Consider the following 15,324-nt stretch of genomic DNA (forward strand, 5'->3'; position numbering starts at 1 on the left):
ATAGTATAATATTTCGTAACATCATGCAGTTCTCAAAACTGCAAAGTAGATGGAACCCAGAGGAGAGGAAGAGTGTCCAATGATTAATGAAAAAGATCTCGCCGCTTTGTCGTATGATGAAGCACCGAAAATGGTCACAAAGGTACCCGGCCCCAAAGGAAGCGAAGTTCTTGAAGATTCCTTCGCCTATGAATCCATGGCTCGCGGCGCAGGCCGCTACCCCATGGTCTATGCCGAGGGCAAAGGCGCAACCGTCAAAGATCCAGACGGCAATGTCTTTATCGACATCACCGCCGGTGTGGCCGTAAACTCCGTTGGCCGCCTACACCCCCGAGTCATCTCCGCCATGCAGGAGCAAATGGGCAAGCTGCTCCACGCCGGTGATATGTCCAACATTAAACGCACCGAACTGGCCAAAAAAGTAGCCTCCGTTGCACCGCCGGGCCTGCGTGATAACTGCACCACCTATTTCACCCAGTCCGGCTCCGGTGCTGTGGAAACCGCCATCAAGTTTGTCCGCAGCATTACCGGACGCAGCCAGATTGTCGCCTTCCACGGCGCCTATCACGGCGTTTGGCTTGGTGGCAACTCTCTGACAACCGGCGACCAGTACCGCAAAGGCTACGGTCCCTTCATGCCCGGTGTGATCCATCTGCCCTACCCCTATTGCTACCGCTGCTGCTTTGGTCTGGAATACCCCAGCTGTAAGCTCCAGTGCGCCAAATACGTCGACTATGTCCTAAACACTCCCTACACCGGAGCCGACGACGTGGGGGCCTTAATCATCGAAGCCCAACAGGGCGAATCCGGCTATGTGCCCGCCCCACCGGGGTACCTGGAAATAGTCAAGGAAGCCTGTGAAAAACACGGAGCCCTCTACATCTCCGACGAAGTCCAGGCCGGCGCTGGCCGTACCGGCAAAATGTGGTGCATCGAACACTACGACGTCGAGCCCGACATGATCACCTGGGGCAAAGGAATGGGCGGCGACGTCTCCATGGCCGGCCTCACCCTGCGCAAAGACCTGGCTGAAAAAGTAGCCGACTACTCCCAGCCGAATACCTGGGCGGCCAATGCCATGACCTGCGCCGCCTCCCTGACCAACATCGAAATCCTCACTGAAAATGACAAGGCCCTCATCAACCGCTGCGCCGAACTGGGCGAAGAAATCTCAGCCCAGATCCGCGAAGCCGCAAAAGACATCGAAACCATCGGTGATGTCCGTGGCAAAGGCTTAATGATCGGCATCGAAATGGTCAAAGACAAAGAATCCCGCACACCGCTTGACGGGGACACCATGGGCGGTCTGATGATGGACCTTCTCAACAAAGGCATCATCATGGTCCCCTGTGGCCGCTACGGTAACGTCTTCCGCTTTATGCCCTCTCTGGTTCTCACCCGCGAACACGCCCACAAAGCCACAGAAATCTTCCTCGATGCAGTAAAAAAAGTCTAACTAACCAAATAGGAGCCTGCTTCAACCAAGGCAGGCTCCTTTTTTATACCGGGAAATTATAACGCTTCGCAGTTTGCGAAGCTGCTAAGGATCGCAGTCTTCTTGCCTCCCCTGTGTTCTTTCTATTATTTTTCGATTAATAAGTCACCTTAGCCTGTATAGTGTTAACTTATATTGACATGAGTTAATTACAGATGTAAGCTGAGAGAAGCAGGGAGGTGATTTTTATGGATTCCTAAGAACGATTTCTAGGAGTGCTTAATGACCCTGTATTCATTAGCGGAGATGGCCTAGCCTAAAATAGGAGGATTTTATATGCCGAGAGTAACAAGAGAAAGATTGCAGGAATTTGAGGATTTTCTAGCTTCATATAATAAATGCTGGTATGAAAAAGATTTAAGTGAATTAAGAAAAATCCATGCTAATGACGGAGATATAATCTATTTTGATAATCATAAAGATTGCGATTCATTTGATATAGATGACCATCTAAAAAAAGTCAAACATTTCTTTGAAACAGGAAATATTGTTAATCTGCTTTATGAGAATATGATTGTCTATGAGAACAATAATAGTGCCTGCATTATTGTTACATTAAGATACTCAGACAAACCGAAACCGGGGGTCAGGTCTACATATTATCTGGAAAAAGAAGAAATGAGTTGGCGCATACGTCATATTCATTATTCCTTTGACCCAAATGAGGATTAAAGTACTGACGACCAGCTACCACTATGCACAAAACATGGTGGAAAAAGTTCACTCTTACTGCTTATAATGACAGATTGATTGATGTAAAAAGAAGGCATTGGGTCGATATGTTTAAAGAAATGAGTTCTGTTATTATCCAGTTTGAAGATGTCTTTCGCCGTAATTAAAAACATATCCGCCAGTTTTATTGCACAATATTCACCGTATTTATGATAAAATAAAGGGATAGCATTATACCGTGGGAAACCACGGTTTTCTTCATGCCATAGCCTTTAGATCCAACATAAGGGGAGAACGCATTTGACAAGACAAGGATTTGCAAAAACATGGTGGGGTAAAAACTGGATAGAGACCCTTCGCCATACCGGCTTTAGCAGCCGGCTCCCCCGGGGTAAAAGCTACGCCACCGAGGGTGCGGTCCGGGAGGTAAACATCAAAGACGGTACCGTCACTGCCCTAGTGCAGGCCTGGCGCAAAACAGCCTACAGCATTACCATCCGGTTGGAGCCCTTTTCCCCTGCAGAAAAGAAAACCATTAAAAAACTGATCACCGCAAACCCTGCCCTGGCAACTGAGCTGTGCATGGGAAGTCTGCCGGATGCTTTGATCTCCACCTTAAGACAGCAAAACATATCTCTGTTCCCCGCCAGCTGGAAAGCAGTTAATGCCAACTGCTCCTGCCTGGACTGGGCCAATCCCTGCAAACACCTGGTGGCAGTCTTTTTGATTCTCTCCGGCAAAGTAGACAAGGACCCGTTAATTCTCTTTGAGTTGCGCGGAGTAAGCCGTCAGGAGCTGGTAGTTGCCGCCGGCCCAAAAAAGATTCCAACCGCCAAAGACCACTTCATACCCATCGCTGAAGTGGCACTTCAAAAAACAACAGACCCGGACCTTACCCTAACAAGCCTTGCCGAAAGACAAAGTGAGCTAAATACAGTATTCTCCATGTTAAATGACTCTCCACTGTTCTATAAACAGGAAAACTTTAAAACGGTACTCCTAAATGGCTATAAAGCAGTAGCCAAATCGGCAGCAAAAAAGATGAATCTTTCTAAAGACCATCTCCCCGATATACAAAACACGCACATAACCTTAATCTATGGCCCAAAAGGCCACCCCCTCATGAACACCCAAGCCTTTTTTTACCCCGAAGACACATTACACCAGGATATGGCCGCAAAAAATGCCACCTATGAAGTGCCGGTACCACAAAACAACAACCTTACCATCAAACCCATCAGCGGTAAAGTAACCACCGCAAAGTCCTTACTGGACATGATGCTTTGCCAAAACCTTATTATGGCAGGCACCCCGGAAATCCGCTTTTTAAGCGCCGCAGCCTCCACAGCACTTATCCTGGCAAAACTCTCTCTTTTCATCCCTGAAGCAGTACCCCTTGCCCGGGGAAACTTCTATATCCGCTACCGTCCCCTCATAAAAGATGAACATGTCCAAGAAGTAATAACTACCCTGGCAGCCATGATGCCGCCATCACTGATCTATCGCAAAACCGACCAAACAGTACTCTCAGGACAGGAGGGAGTGGAGGAAGTACTCTCCCTGTACCTGTCATTTCTGGTCCAAGAATATGCCCAGATGTTTTGGGACGATAAAATAAGTGCGGCCTTTTCCTGCCACGCCCCCTATGAAGCCCAAAGTTTCACAGAGCAACAAACAATAAAAGCTGTGGCCGACTGGCTGGCGCCTCTGGCCATGGCCTCGTCGCGTTTCTCTCCGGTAATCCGGGTAGAGCCACCCACAGGTAAGCAAAAAGAGTTTCGTCTCTGGCTGGATGTAGAAGACAGAAATGATCCACTGGCTACGCCAATCCCCCTGGCCCAGATATTATCCGCCAAAACAGCCTTTGGCTCTCCCACAAGCGATGTCCTGGCCGACATCAGCACCATCGTCACCATAGCCGGCCGCTACCGCACTGAACTAAAAGATCTCTTCGCCGCAGACGGCGGCCCCATTACACTAACGGGCGATGAGCTGCTAACCTTCCTAAATTCTGCCAAAAGCTCTCAATTGCCCGGCCTTAGCATCATCCTCCCCAAGGAACTGCGTACCGCCGCAAGTGCCCGTTTAGTCCTAACGGCTAAAACACGCAAAAAAACTGTCAGCTATCTTTCCTTAGCAGAGATGCTGGACTTTTCCCTGGATGTGGCCCTGGGAGATGAGCGCTTAAGCAAGGAAGAGTTTATTGCCCTGGCCCAAAACGCCCATGGAATCGTGCGTTGGCGCGACCGCTATTTCATGTTGGATGCCGCCGATGTGAAGCGCATCTTAACCCAGTTGGATAAACCCTTACCCAAGATGAACTCCTTCAAGGTATTACGCGCCGGCTTAACCGGTGAAGCAGGAGAGGCCATCTTTGAAGCAGACCACACCCTAAAAAACCTTTTAGCCAATCTACACACCATCGAGGAACCCCCCCAGCCAAAAGACTTAAAAGCCAATCTCCGCCCCTATCAACAAAGAGGCTGGCGCTGGCTCTATACCAATCACCATAGAGGCCTGGGCTCCTGCCTGGCAGACGATATGGGCCTGGGTAAAACCCTGCAGGTCATCACCCTCCTACTCAAACTAAAAGAAGAAAATGCCCTGCAAAAACCGGCCCTCGTCGTCTGTCCCACCACACTTCTTGGTAACTGGGAAAAGGAGTGTGCCCGTTTTGCTCCCACCCTAAAAACAACAGTCTGCCACGGTCCCGCCCGTAAACTAATAACCGACGATACCGACCTTGTCATCACCTCCTACGGTGTTCTTCGCAACGACAAAAAGACTTTTGCCAAACTAAACTGGCCGCTTTTAATCATCGACGAAGCACAAAACATAAAAAACGCGGACACCGCCCAGGCTCGGGCCATAAAAGAAATAACCGCCCAGGGCCATATTGCCCTGAGCGGTACTCCGGTGGAAAACAGATTAGACGAACTGTGGAGCATCTTCGACTTTTTGCTCCCCGGCTTTCTTGGCTCCCGGGATGCTTTTTCCCGCCGCTTCTCCATCCCCATCGAAAAGTACCACGATGCAGAAAAGGTAGCAACACTGCGCAAAGCAACTTCCCCGTTTATTCTCCGCCGCATGAAAACCGATAAAAACGTCATAGCCGACCTGCCGGATAAAATCATCAAGCCCCAGTATTGCCACCTCACCACCCAGCAGGCAGCACTCTACCAGCAAATAGTGGAGCGGGAAATGTCCGCCGTCTCAGAAAGCTCAGGCATGGAAAGAAGAGGCCGCATCTTAGCCTTAATGACCTCACTGAAACAAATCTGCAACCATCCTGTCCATTTCTCCAAAAACGGTGCCCCTTATCCTCAAAACTCCGGCAAAGCCCAATTAGCCTTTCAACTTTTGCGCCAAATCCTCCAGGACGGAGAAAAAGCCCTGATTTTTACACAGTACAAACAAATGGGTGATATCCTCATCCGCATGCTGGAGGCAGAGCTAAATCAACCATTGCCATTTTTCCACGGCAGCCTCACCCCAAAACAAAGAGAACAACGCATAGAAGAGTTCCAAAACAATCCCCACACCCCACTAATGGTGGTCTCTCTTAAAGCCGGCGGCACCGGCCTGAATCTTACCGCCGCCACCCACGTCCTCCACTATGACCTCTGGTGGAACCCCGCCGTAGAAGACCAGGCCACAGACCGTGCCTATCGCATCGGCCAAACCAAAAACGTCACCGTACACCGCTTTATCACCCTGGGCACCCTGGAAGAAAAAATAGACACCATCCTAACAGCCAAAAAAGACTTAGCCGATCTCACCATCTCCGCCGGCGAAACTTGGCTCACTGAAATGTCCGACACAGACCTAAAAGAACTCTTTAGCTTAAGCAAAACATAGCCAACGGCACACAACGGTCTCCTTGGTTCTGAAATTGTTTAGAATTTGTTTAGAGAGCTCCTCTATTATAAAAGCAAGACAGTTAATATTTTTGAGGAGGTTCTCAAATGGAAGATGCTCTTATTGGCGCCATTGTTCTGTGGGCTGTGTCGGCTTTATTCATGCTTTTCCCTGAACAATTGTTAAAGGTGCAGACAGAAACCTATAAGATAATGGGAGCGGAGTTTCGTTATACCGCTAAAACAGTAAGGTTCATCAGGTTAATTTCCCTTGTCTTAATCGTTGTGGGTTTTATAGTATTCTTTTTTGGTTAGAACAGACGCCTGCCCTAAAACATTAGGGCTTTTTTTCTGCTCTTTTATAAACAGAAACCGTTTCGCTTGCTGATACGCTGTTTCAACGGAAGAGGTGTGACAACTCTTATACCATAAAGGATTCCTCTGCGCTATGGCGAATAGGTAAAGATTACTAAGAAGGAGGCTTAATTATGAAAGAACAAAAGGTTCCATATAATCTATCCGGTATAATTGTTATTCTAATGATAATCAGCTCTGTGGGAGGGCTATTAATAGATAACCTATACCGCGATAATGCCTTTGTAAGCGCGTTATGGCGCAGTAATGACTATGTCACACTAATTGTGGCTGTCCCCATATTTATAATCTCCCTGCTTGGTGCCAGAAAAGGGGAGCCCAGAGCCCTTTTAATCTGGTTTGCCATGCTGTGGTACACTTTCTATAATTACATCTTTTACTTATTCGGCGCCGCGTTTAATGCCTTCTTTTTGCTCTATGTAACACTGTTTACCCTGTCGCTTTATGCCCTCGTTTTCGGACTGCCCCATTTAGATATTACAAAAATAAAAGAACGGTTTCCCGCTGATTTGTCCGTTAAGTGGATCAGCGGCTATATGCTTTTTGTAGCCGCAGGCTTAAGTGTTGTATACACCATACAATCCCTTAATTTCATTGTAACCGAACAGCTTCCCGAGATTGTGGAGATAACAGGGCACCCCACCAGTATTGTCTTTGCCATTGATTTCCCCTTTCTCATAGTCCCCTTTGTTCTCACCGCCATCTGGCTGTGGAAACAACAGCCCTGGGGCTATGCCCTGGCGTTTATTCTTAATGTCAAAGGAGCCATCTACACCCTGGTTTTGGCAGTTGGCTCCTATTCTGCCGGAGCAACGGCAGAAATGCCGATGTGGATTATCTTAACCATAGCCGGCATCATTGTCAGCGTGTACATGTTGACAAACATGGCAGGAAAGAGCGTGAATAATGGATAGAACAAAAACCGTTGAACCAATTACAGCCCAAAGCGCTTTAAACAAATTAAAGCGAAAAATCCCCTACGGATGGGATTTAAATATTTACCGTGGTTGTGAACACGCCTGTCAGTACTGTTATGCCATGTACTCTCACAAACATCTGGGAGATAAGAATTTCTTCCAGGATATCTGTGTTAAGGAAAACATCGTTGAACTGTTGGAAAAAGAACTTAGCGCTGACTCCTGGCAAAGGGAAGTAATAAACATTGGCGGAGTAACCGACAGTTATCAGCCGGCAGAACAGGACCTTAAGTTAATGCCCCAGATCCTAAAACTCTTGATCAAATATAAAACACCGGCCATTATTTCAACTAAATCAAACCTTGTCCTAAGAGATTATGACCTCATTGACGAGTTGTCCCGCATTACGTATGTAAACATAGCCGCTACCATCACCACCATGGATGGGGCCATAAGAGAAAAAGTAGAGCCCGGCAGCGCCACCAGTATCCAGCGGTTTGAAGTCTTAAAAACCTTTAGAAAAACCAATGCCAGCACCGGCCTGCATGTTATGCCGATCATACCACGTATCACCGACAATGAATCTAATTTTACCCAGATGTTCGAAGCCGCTAAAACAAGTAATGTCCACTATGTACTACCGGGCACCCTCTATTTAAGAGGAAGCACCCGCAAACACTTTTTTGCCTTTATTGAAAGGGAGTTTCCTCATTTAACCGCAGAATTAAGTACCATCTATAAAACAGGCGGCGCGGACAAAGCCTATAAAACAAAGCTCTATGAAATGGTCAACCGCCTAAGAACCAAATATAATCTCTCCAGCAGCTACATGGCTCCCATGAAAGAGAAACTACCTAAATAACGCTTTCCACCAGAAAAAGCATCTGATTTACAATCAAATGCTTTTTTCTCTGCCATTAAAGGGTAATCGCTGTGCTCAATAGAAAAAAAGATAATAAGAAGCGGGGATACCAATACAATAAGGGAGTAATTTACATGTTATCTCAATATTTTTTGATTAAATCGGGCGAAATTATAATCAGAAACCTGTTACTTTGTGCTGTAGTCTTGTTATTATTTGCTGGTATTCGGAGATTTTTTAATATTGATTTCAACTTAGTCTATGTGCTTTTGGGTGCAATTTGTTATCGTATAGTCGTAGAAATTATAAACTATAGAAAGTTTATTTATTGTTCCGACAAAAGCATTTAAGCCCATTCCTAATATAGTGTTTTGGATTTTCGTTCTAGGATTAGTAATCGCACTGGCTGGAACACTAGCCGCATATAGAAACTAAACACCTAAAGAGGAAGGTGCCGCAGATGCAGTTTAATAAATATATAGGGATTGACTATTCCGGTGCCCGATCACCCCAATGCCGATTAAGCGGACTACAGGTTTACCTCAGTAAGCACTCTCAATTACCCCAAATAGTCAAAACACCCTCAGAACCTGCCAATCAGCATTGGAACTGGAGTAGAAAAGAAGTGGCCCACTGGCTCATAGAACAAATAAAAGAGGATTTAGTGATTATCGGAATAGATCATTCTTTTTCCTTCCCCGACTCCTATTTCAAACGCTACGGATTACAAACCTGGGATGAGTTCCTCACAGATTTCTGTCAGCATTGGCCCACCCACGAACCCTATTATGTAGACGACCTCAGAGACAATAACCCCCGTACAGGTAACAACACTGACCTGCGCCTCACAGAATCCTGGACATCCTCAGCAAAAAGTGTCTTCCACTTTGACGTACAGGGACAGGTGGCCAAATCCTCCCATGCCGGTATCCCCTGGCTTTACCACATCCGCCAACAAATCGGCAACCGCGTCCATTTCTGGCCCTATGACGGCTTTGAAATCCCACCTCTAAAAAGCGTCATCGCTGAAGTATACCCATCCATCCTGAAAAACCGCTACCTCAAAGAAGACCGCAACCCAGACCAACACGACGCCTACTCAATCTCCCGCTGGCTAAACGAAGCAGACAACAAAGGAATCCTCAATAACTATTTTAACCCGCCCCTCACAGACGAAGAAATAGAAATCGTTTCCCGTGAAGGCTGGATCCTGGGAATCTATTAAACAAAAAAGACCGCAAAAAGAAATACTTCTACACAGAAGGAGCAGAGATTTATGCCAGTGGAAAGAGGATACTTACAAGACCGTTTTGTCCAATCCGTTATTGTAGGGGCTATATTATTAGCTTTGATTTGGGTTGGCAATATTTATACCTTTCAGCAGTACCAACTTACTGAGCCACTGTTTCTGCCGCACAATTATGAGCTTAACTATAATGACACAGATATACTGGATTTGTATTATTTGGTTAGTGCAAATGATAAGGCTGAAGTTATCTTTTTAAGCTTTCCCGCTTTAGATTCAACATTAAGTATATATCCATCCGTGCGGTATCAGCAGCGCGGTGATTATTATCTAATAAAACAAGTCCAAGTTCAACTAAATGAAGAACTCATAAGTTCTCTGGATGCTTCAGAAGTACTCTTGGAAGAGGCCAATGTTACCTTTGATAATGGTATTGAAGGTACCTTCAATATTGGCCAGATTCGTCTCCACGCAGAACCGGTCCCCAGCCACTTTGCCTGGCAATCCTGGGGAGGCGGTGGCAATAACACCGGTAATCATAATTTCGTGGCAAATGAAACGGTTGAAGTTGTGGGGCTTGATTCTGCGGGCGATTATGATTTGCCGGATATAAGGCTAAACGGCGAATCTATTTCCCAAGATCTGTTTCCTTTCACTGTCACTACAGGCAGACGGTTAAATGTGGAATATGCACTGGAATCTCCACATGATTTCCAGGACTTTAATTTCGCCAGGGGCCTGACCTTGTTAACTAGAACTGAAGATGGAGAAAAAGGGCAAACACACTTTAGAATCGATTATTTTCAACTCCAGGTAAATGAAATGAAGAAACTTCTCAGGAACCGAGGTGAGCTCTAGTGTATGCAACCTTTTACAATAATTTGTTTTGGGGCTTTTTCCTGGCATTTTTTGATCTGAGAATATCCGGCATTAGTATAACACCTGATTTCGTCGGGTTTATTATTATTTACAATGCATTAGATAAATTAGCACAACAACATGACAACTATAATAAAGCAAAACCGTTTGCCCTCATCCTAATATTCTTATCATTACCAAACACCTTTGAACTGCATAACCAAAATCTACTAACCAATCCGATAGCAAATCAGAACCTTTTTTTAATATTGCTGAGCCAGATACAAATGATTATGTCTATATTGTTAATCTACTATATCTGTGGCGCAGTTTCAGCACTGGCTAATTCTAATGGATTAGCACATCTCCACAACGAAAGCCACAATCTCTGGCTTGTTTTTCTGGCCACATCCGCTGCCATCTTACTAACCACTCCATTTACACTTACTATTCTCCTTGGCAATAATACACCCTTAATTATTCTCTACATCATATTATTACTTGTCCATATTGCTTTCCTGTTTTTCTTGCGCCATGCCCAAAGGCAGTTGGGCGAAAGCCTGTACCCGGGTATTTAAATCCAAAAAGAACGCTCCTGCGGTCTTAATCGAAAGTAGGATAACCGTCTTTTCACATTTCGAGACTCATCAATAGATATGGAGGGAGAATTATGAAGATAAATAAGGCAGCAAAAGCCGGAATCATAATAGAGATCATAGCACTTGTCATCATGATACTTCTGGTTTTATTTAATCAGCCTATTCCTGATTTACTGTTTTGGATTTTCGTTGTAGGATTAGTGATTGCATTTGCTGGAACATTAGTCGCCTATTCAGAAAGGGTTACAAAACAATGAAAGAGTGCATAAAAAGTGTGCCTCTTGCCTGTCTATGATTTTAGGTCTGCTGAGCACAACCCTTTATCCATAAGCAGCCTAAGCGATGAGCATTTCAATGCAGAAATTGAAAAAATCACTTCAATTCTTTAAAGGGGTGAGGGACTGACCCCTTCTGGGAAATTAGACCTAAAAGAACTCTTTACCCTTAGTAAAACATAGCCACCGGCAATAAAGCACACACCGTCCCCTTGGTTCTGAAATTGTTTAGAATTTGTTTAGAGAGCGCCTTTATGATAAAAGCAAGACAGTAAAAATCTTTGAGGAGGTTCTCAAATGGAAGATGCTCTTATCGGCGCCATTGTTCTGTGGGCTGTGTCGGCGTTATTCATGCTTTTCCCTGAACAATTGTTAAAGGTTCAGACAGAAACCTATCAGGTGATGGGAGCCGAGTTTCGCTATACAGCGAAGACAGTAAGGTTCATCAGATTAATGTCCCTTGTCTTAATTGTTGTGGGTTTTATAGTATTCTTCTTTGGCTAGAATAGACGCCTGGGCCCTAAACCTTAGGGCTTTTTTTCTTCCCTTTCGTACACAGAAACCGTCTCGCTGACTGATACGCTGGTTCAACAAAATAGGCTGCCTCTGCTCAGTGTGGCAACTCCTATGCCAGAAGGATTCCTCTGCCCTCTGCCGAATAGGTAAAGATTACTAACTGGGCGATGATGTCTGCCTCTTAAAGGGTAATCCCTGTGCTCAATAGAATAATTTGGATGGGATCAGGCCTTCTGGAAGAATTTAGTAATGGAGCAATTTACAAGGTTGTTCTAATAAAGTAAAGCATCAATCAAAGTTTGCCTGTCTATCGACAGTAAGTGTTAACAGATAAGTATGTTGGGAGTGACAATAATTGTTGCGCAGACAAAAGCTTGCCTTTGGCGTGGTGTTGGGGGTGATTCTTATAATTGCTTTGTGGGGGCTGTATCCCGCTTCAACTCCGCCAATAAAAGATGATCGGGGCAATATAGTACCACAGAGCATCGCGACTCTGGAGAAGATACAAATCGGCGGTATGGATCAATGGATTCTGATCCGGGGCCGTGATACGGCCAATCCGGTATTGCTATGGCTGCACGGTGGCCCGGGAGCGGCCCAGATCCCGATAGCCCGGCATTACAACGGGATTCTGGAAGACGATTTTATCGTCGTTCATTGGGATCAGCGCGGCGCCGGTAAATCGAACCCCCGTGATTTTGATGAACAGTCCATGGCTTTTGAGCAGTTTATCAGTGATACTCATGAACTGACACAATACCTGAAAGAGCGCTTCAACCGGGAGCAGATATTCCTGGTCGGCCATTCCTGGGGTTCTCAGCTTGGAATTAAGGTGGTGCAGTCCTATCCCGAGGATTATCATGCCTTCGTGGGGGTAAGCCAGACGGTCGACTCTGCCAGGGGTAGCAGCATTGCTTATGCCTGGCTGCGGGAACAGTTTGAAGAGAGTGGCAACACCAGGGAATTGCAGCGCTTGGAGGAGCTGGGACTACCTCCGTACACCGACCACCAAATGTATGTCAAGTTCGCTCAAATGATCATCTCAGCGGGCGGCGGTCTGGACGTGGGTGTTGGAAGGCTGGCCGTAATCGCCCTGCGTGCACCAGAGTATCGGGCGGCAGATTATGTTTCCTGGCTGCAGGGTTCAACCCGGGGTAGCGGCGCAATGTGGGAGGAGACCAGAGAATTCAACATGTTTAGAGACGTACCGCAGATTATGGTGCCGATTTACTTTTTTTCCGGTGTCCTTGACTATAACACGCCCTTCAAACTTGTGAAACAGTATTATGCCTATCTTGATGCTCCCTACGGTAAGCAACTGGTTCGGTTTGAAGAATCGGCGCACGCACCATTTATGGCCGAGGCTGAGAAGTTCAACCAAGAATTGGTCAGGGTAAAAGAAGAAATAATTGGGACAGAGTAAACTATTTTAACGGTTTTTTGGCCACTTATGTATGCACGAAAAGAATGTGACGTTGAGGTTGTAGACCATGTGCTTTACCTTTATTAACAGCCGTGATATTATTTTATTGAAATTTAAGGGAGGAATGTTTTTATGTCTAAAAAACTGCAGTCGGTGCCGGGAGCCAGAGAAAGCTCCTGCACATCAAATTAAGTAACGGAGTTTCCTCTGGCAGGGTTACACAAAAATAAATTGTAACCTACAAGGAGGAGCAGTAATGGAACATATATATGAGTTGTATAATGACCTGCCAAGACAAGGGCCTGGAGATAATGCCTCTACAAAAAGAGCATTAAGCTTAATTCCTGTTTTACCGGAAAAGCCGTTGATTCTAGATATCGGCTGCGGCTCAGGAATGCAGACCATAGAACTTGCCCGAGCGACAAATGGAACAGTTACAGGAGTAGATAACTACCAACCGTTTCTCGATGTTCTCCTGGCTAATGCCAAGCACAATGTAAAGACTGTTAACGCTTCTATGGATCAGCTACCCTTTGACAAAGGCACGTTTGATTTGATTTGGTCTGAAGGTGCTATCTATTTAATGGGATTTGAAAACGGCTTGAATTACTGGCGTGATTTCTTAAGTCCCGGAGGGTATATGGCTGTTACCGAAATTACCTGGTTAAATGATAACCCACATCACGAGCCAAAGTCTTTTTGGCAAGCTGCATACCCTGAGATGAAGACGGTAGCAGAAAACCTGAAAACTATCAAATCAAGCGAATATCGCAACATAGGCAACTTTGTACTGCCGGAAAGCTCTTGGTGGGAAGACTATTACTTCCCGCTTCTTTCCAGAATCGAGTGGTTTCGGAAAAAATACTCCGGCAATAATGCCGTATTAGCAATAGCTGATGAGGTAGCAGCCGAAATTGACCTTTACCGCCGGTATTCCGATAACTACGGATATGTATTTTATGTAATGCAGAAATCAGACTAATACTAAACAAACTGCCGGCCATAAAGGCCGGTAGTTTGTTATAAAGAAGAATCAACAGTCTGTATTTTTGGTTGTTTTAAATTGCGCAAACAGGTAAATATTGCTATAATTTATTAGCAAATATTGAACAGCTTCACGGTTTTCAAGCTGCTCAGAATTTTTTATATCACAAATCATTGTCATGTACTGCATTTGGACTCCCCCCCGGTCAAATAATACATACACCTAAACCAATGGCATGTTCGCATCTATAACCAGACCCGGTGCTTCCGTACGCCCGTACGGCCTATTAGTGCACACTTTTCTTTGTCAAAATATCTGGTATTAGATTGAGCATTAGAAGGATTTGGTAGTATTGAAAAGAAATAGTTATTTTGTAGAAGTTATAATTTGTCTACGTATAAAGAATGAAGGGGCAAGGGCGAGGAAATGTTTGGTAAAATGAAGAACTTTGTTTCCTTAATCGTTTGCTCGTTTAAGTATGTAAAAATGAAGTTCTGGGGAAAGAAACAACAGAATTATATGCTCTGGAAATTAATGATGAAGAAAGAGTCTGGTCCCCACAGAGAATGAAAAAGCATGAAAGATGAGGTGACCCGTCATGAAGATTTTCGGACAAAAAGAGTTGCCTAAAAAGTATCAGACTTCATTTCTCAAAGGATTAAAAAGTGGGGCTGCCCAAGTGTGCAGTGATACACCATGCATTATTGTGGACGAAGCTATGCCGGAAAAAATAGTTAAGGCAGCTGATATTGATCTGTCCAAAAAAAAATCAAAAGCTACATGCGCACCTAGCGTTAAGATAAAATATGGTAGAATTAAAAAAGCAAATCCCAAAAGAAAAATCGTTTAATCCAGGTGGTTGGTGAAGCTACCTGGATTTTGTTCCCTATGAGCATTGTTTTTCTTTTTCCAGGGAACACGTCAGCTCATTGGCAATACTCAAACTGTCTAGCCTCATAATACTTTCCTCAGACCGACCAAAGCTTAGTAAATTAATGCTTCCGTACCACACAATTCTCTGATCCAAAATGGCAAACTTCTGGTGAAGACCGGACCCATCCCTCACAGACGAAGAAATAGAATCGTTACGCGTGAAGGCTGGATCCTAGGTATCTATTAAACAGAAAAGACCGCAGTAATCTAAAGCAACGTTCGTAGCTTGCCAGGTACTTCATGTAAAAATCGCTACGCCTACGGTATCTACCACAACAATAGCAGCTTGTTATACCACCAGACTTGTTGGG

General features: G+C 45.1%; 14 protein-coding genes. All 14 read left to right on the forward strand.

What is annotated here, in order from left to right:
* Window positions 1–82: 82 nt before the first annotated feature.
* Window positions 83–1,456 carry an aspartate aminotransferase family protein gene (locus DEALDRAFT_RS01785; protein WP_040378321.1) on the forward strand — a complete coding sequence of 458 codons (1,374 nt, stop codon included), beginning with the start codon at window positions 83–85 and terminating at the stop codon, window positions 1,454–1,456.
* 315 nt (window positions 1,457–1,771) lie between these two features.
* Entirely contained in the window at window positions 1,772–2,167 is a 396-nt protein-coding gene (locus DEALDRAFT_RS01790; RefSeq protein ID WP_008514284.1) for a nuclear transport factor 2 family protein, read from the forward strand.
* 300 nt (window positions 2,168–2,467) lie between these two features.
* Entirely contained in the window at window positions 2,468–6,025 is a 3,558-nt protein-coding gene (locus DEALDRAFT_RS01795; RefSeq protein WP_008514285.1) for an SNF2-related protein, read from the forward strand.
* Window positions 6,026–6,132: 107 nt separating this feature from the next.
* A complete protein-coding gene (locus DEALDRAFT_RS01800) occupies window positions 6,133–6,339 on the forward strand; it encodes a hypothetical protein (RefSeq protein ID WP_008514286.1) in 207 nt (68 codons plus the stop codon).
* Between the two features lie 173 nt (window positions 6,340–6,512).
* Window positions 6,513–7,313 (forward strand): hypothetical protein, encoded by an 801-nt coding sequence (locus tag DEALDRAFT_RS01805; RefSeq protein WP_008514287.1) that lies wholly within the window; start codon window positions 6,513–6,515, stop codon window positions 7,311–7,313.
* Window positions 7,306–8,178, forward strand: coding sequence for an SPL family radical SAM protein (locus DEALDRAFT_RS01810; protein WP_008514288.1), 873 nt, complete (start codon window positions 7,306–7,308; stop codon window positions 8,176–8,178). Before DEALDRAFT_RS01805 ends, DEALDRAFT_RS01810 begins: the two co-directional genes overlap by 8 nt.
* A gap of 460 nt (window positions 8,179–8,638) precedes the next feature.
* Complete coding sequence (locus DEALDRAFT_RS01820) at window positions 8,639–9,403, forward strand: hypothetical protein (RefSeq protein WP_008514290.1); 765 nt, start codon at window positions 8,639–8,641, stop codon at window positions 9,401–9,403.
* Window positions 9,404–9,454: 51 nt separating this feature from the next.
* The gene (locus DEALDRAFT_RS01825; RefSeq protein WP_008514291.1) at window positions 9,455–10,282 is read left to right on the forward strand and encodes a hypothetical protein; all 828 of its coding nucleotides are present in this window, start codon (window positions 9,455–9,457) and stop codon (window positions 10,280–10,282) included.
* On the forward strand, window positions 10,282–10,860 hold the full coding sequence (locus DEALDRAFT_RS01830; protein WP_008514292.1) for a hypothetical protein: 579 nt from the start codon (window positions 10,282–10,284) through the stop codon (window positions 10,858–10,860). Before DEALDRAFT_RS01825 ends, DEALDRAFT_RS01830 begins: the two co-directional genes overlap by 1 nt.
* Before the next feature lie 92 nt (window positions 10,861–10,952).
* Complete coding sequence (locus tag DEALDRAFT_RS01835) at window positions 10,953–11,138, forward strand: hypothetical protein (RefSeq protein ID WP_008514294.1); 186 nt, start codon at window positions 10,953–10,955, stop codon at window positions 11,136–11,138.
* Between the two features lie 315 nt (window positions 11,139–11,453).
* The gene (locus DEALDRAFT_RS01840) at window positions 11,454–11,660 is read left to right on the forward strand and encodes a hypothetical protein (RefSeq protein ID WP_008514296.1); all 207 of its coding nucleotides are present in this window, start codon (window positions 11,454–11,456) and stop codon (window positions 11,658–11,660) included.
* A 367-nt stretch (window positions 11,661–12,027) separates the two neighbouring features.
* Window positions 12,028–13,095 carry an alpha/beta fold hydrolase gene (locus tag DEALDRAFT_RS01845; protein ID WP_008514298.1) on the forward strand — a complete coding sequence of 356 codons (1,068 nt, stop codon included), beginning with the start codon at window positions 12,028–12,030 and terminating at the stop codon, window positions 13,093–13,095.
* 256 nt (window positions 13,096–13,351) lie between these two features.
* A complete protein-coding gene (locus DEALDRAFT_RS01850; RefSeq protein WP_008514300.1) occupies window positions 13,352–14,077 on the forward strand; it encodes a class I SAM-dependent methyltransferase in 726 nt (241 codons plus the stop codon).
* Window positions 14,078–14,678: 601 nt separating this feature from the next.
* A complete protein-coding gene (locus DEALDRAFT_RS01855; protein WP_008514304.1) occupies window positions 14,679–14,930 on the forward strand; it encodes a hypothetical protein in 252 nt (83 codons plus the stop codon).
* Window positions 14,931–15,324: the final 394 nt, after the last annotated feature.

The organism is Dethiobacter alkaliphilus AHT 1, from assembly GCF_000174415.1.
Lineage (GTDB): Bacteria > Bacillota > Dethiobacteria > Dethiobacterales > Dethiobacteraceae > Dethiobacter > Dethiobacter alkaliphilus.

Bases quoted from the DNA above. Each gene is read 5' to 3' on its own strand.
- DEALDRAFT_RS01825 (WP_008514291.1), top strand. From the start codon at position 9,455: ATGCCAGTGGAAAGAGGATACTTACAAGACCGTTTTGTCCAATCCGTT.
- DEALDRAFT_RS01800 (WP_008514286.1), top strand. From the start codon at position 6,133: ATGGAAGATGCTCTTATTGGCGCCATTGTTCTGTGGGCTGTGTCGGCT.
- DEALDRAFT_RS01790 (WP_008514284.1), top strand. From the start codon at position 1,772: ATGCCGAGAGTAACAAGAGAAAGATTGCAGGAATTTGAGGATTTTCTA.
- DEALDRAFT_RS01810 (WP_008514288.1), top strand. From the start codon at position 7,306: ATGGATAGAACAAAAACCGTTGAACCAATTACAGCCCAAAGCGCTTTA.
- DEALDRAFT_RS01855 (WP_008514304.1), top strand. From the start codon at position 14,679: ATGAAGATTTTCGGACAAAAAGAGTTGCCTAAAAAGTATCAGACTTCA.
- DEALDRAFT_RS01805 (WP_008514287.1), top strand. From the start codon at position 6,513: ATGAAAGAACAAAAGGTTCCATATAATCTATCCGGTATAATTGTTATT.
- DEALDRAFT_RS01820 (WP_008514290.1), top strand. From the start codon at position 8,639: ATGCAGTTTAATAAATATATAGGGATTGACTATTCCGGTGCCCGATCA.
- DEALDRAFT_RS01850 (WP_008514300.1), top strand. From the start codon at position 13,352: ATGGAACATATATATGAGTTGTATAATGACCTGCCAAGACAAGGGCCT.
- DEALDRAFT_RS01835 (WP_008514294.1), top strand. From the start codon at position 10,953: ATGAAGATAAATAAGGCAGCAAAAGCCGGAATCATAATAGAGATCATA.
- DEALDRAFT_RS01840 (WP_008514296.1), top strand. From the start codon at position 11,454: ATGGAAGATGCTCTTATCGGCGCCATTGTTCTGTGGGCTGTGTCGGCG.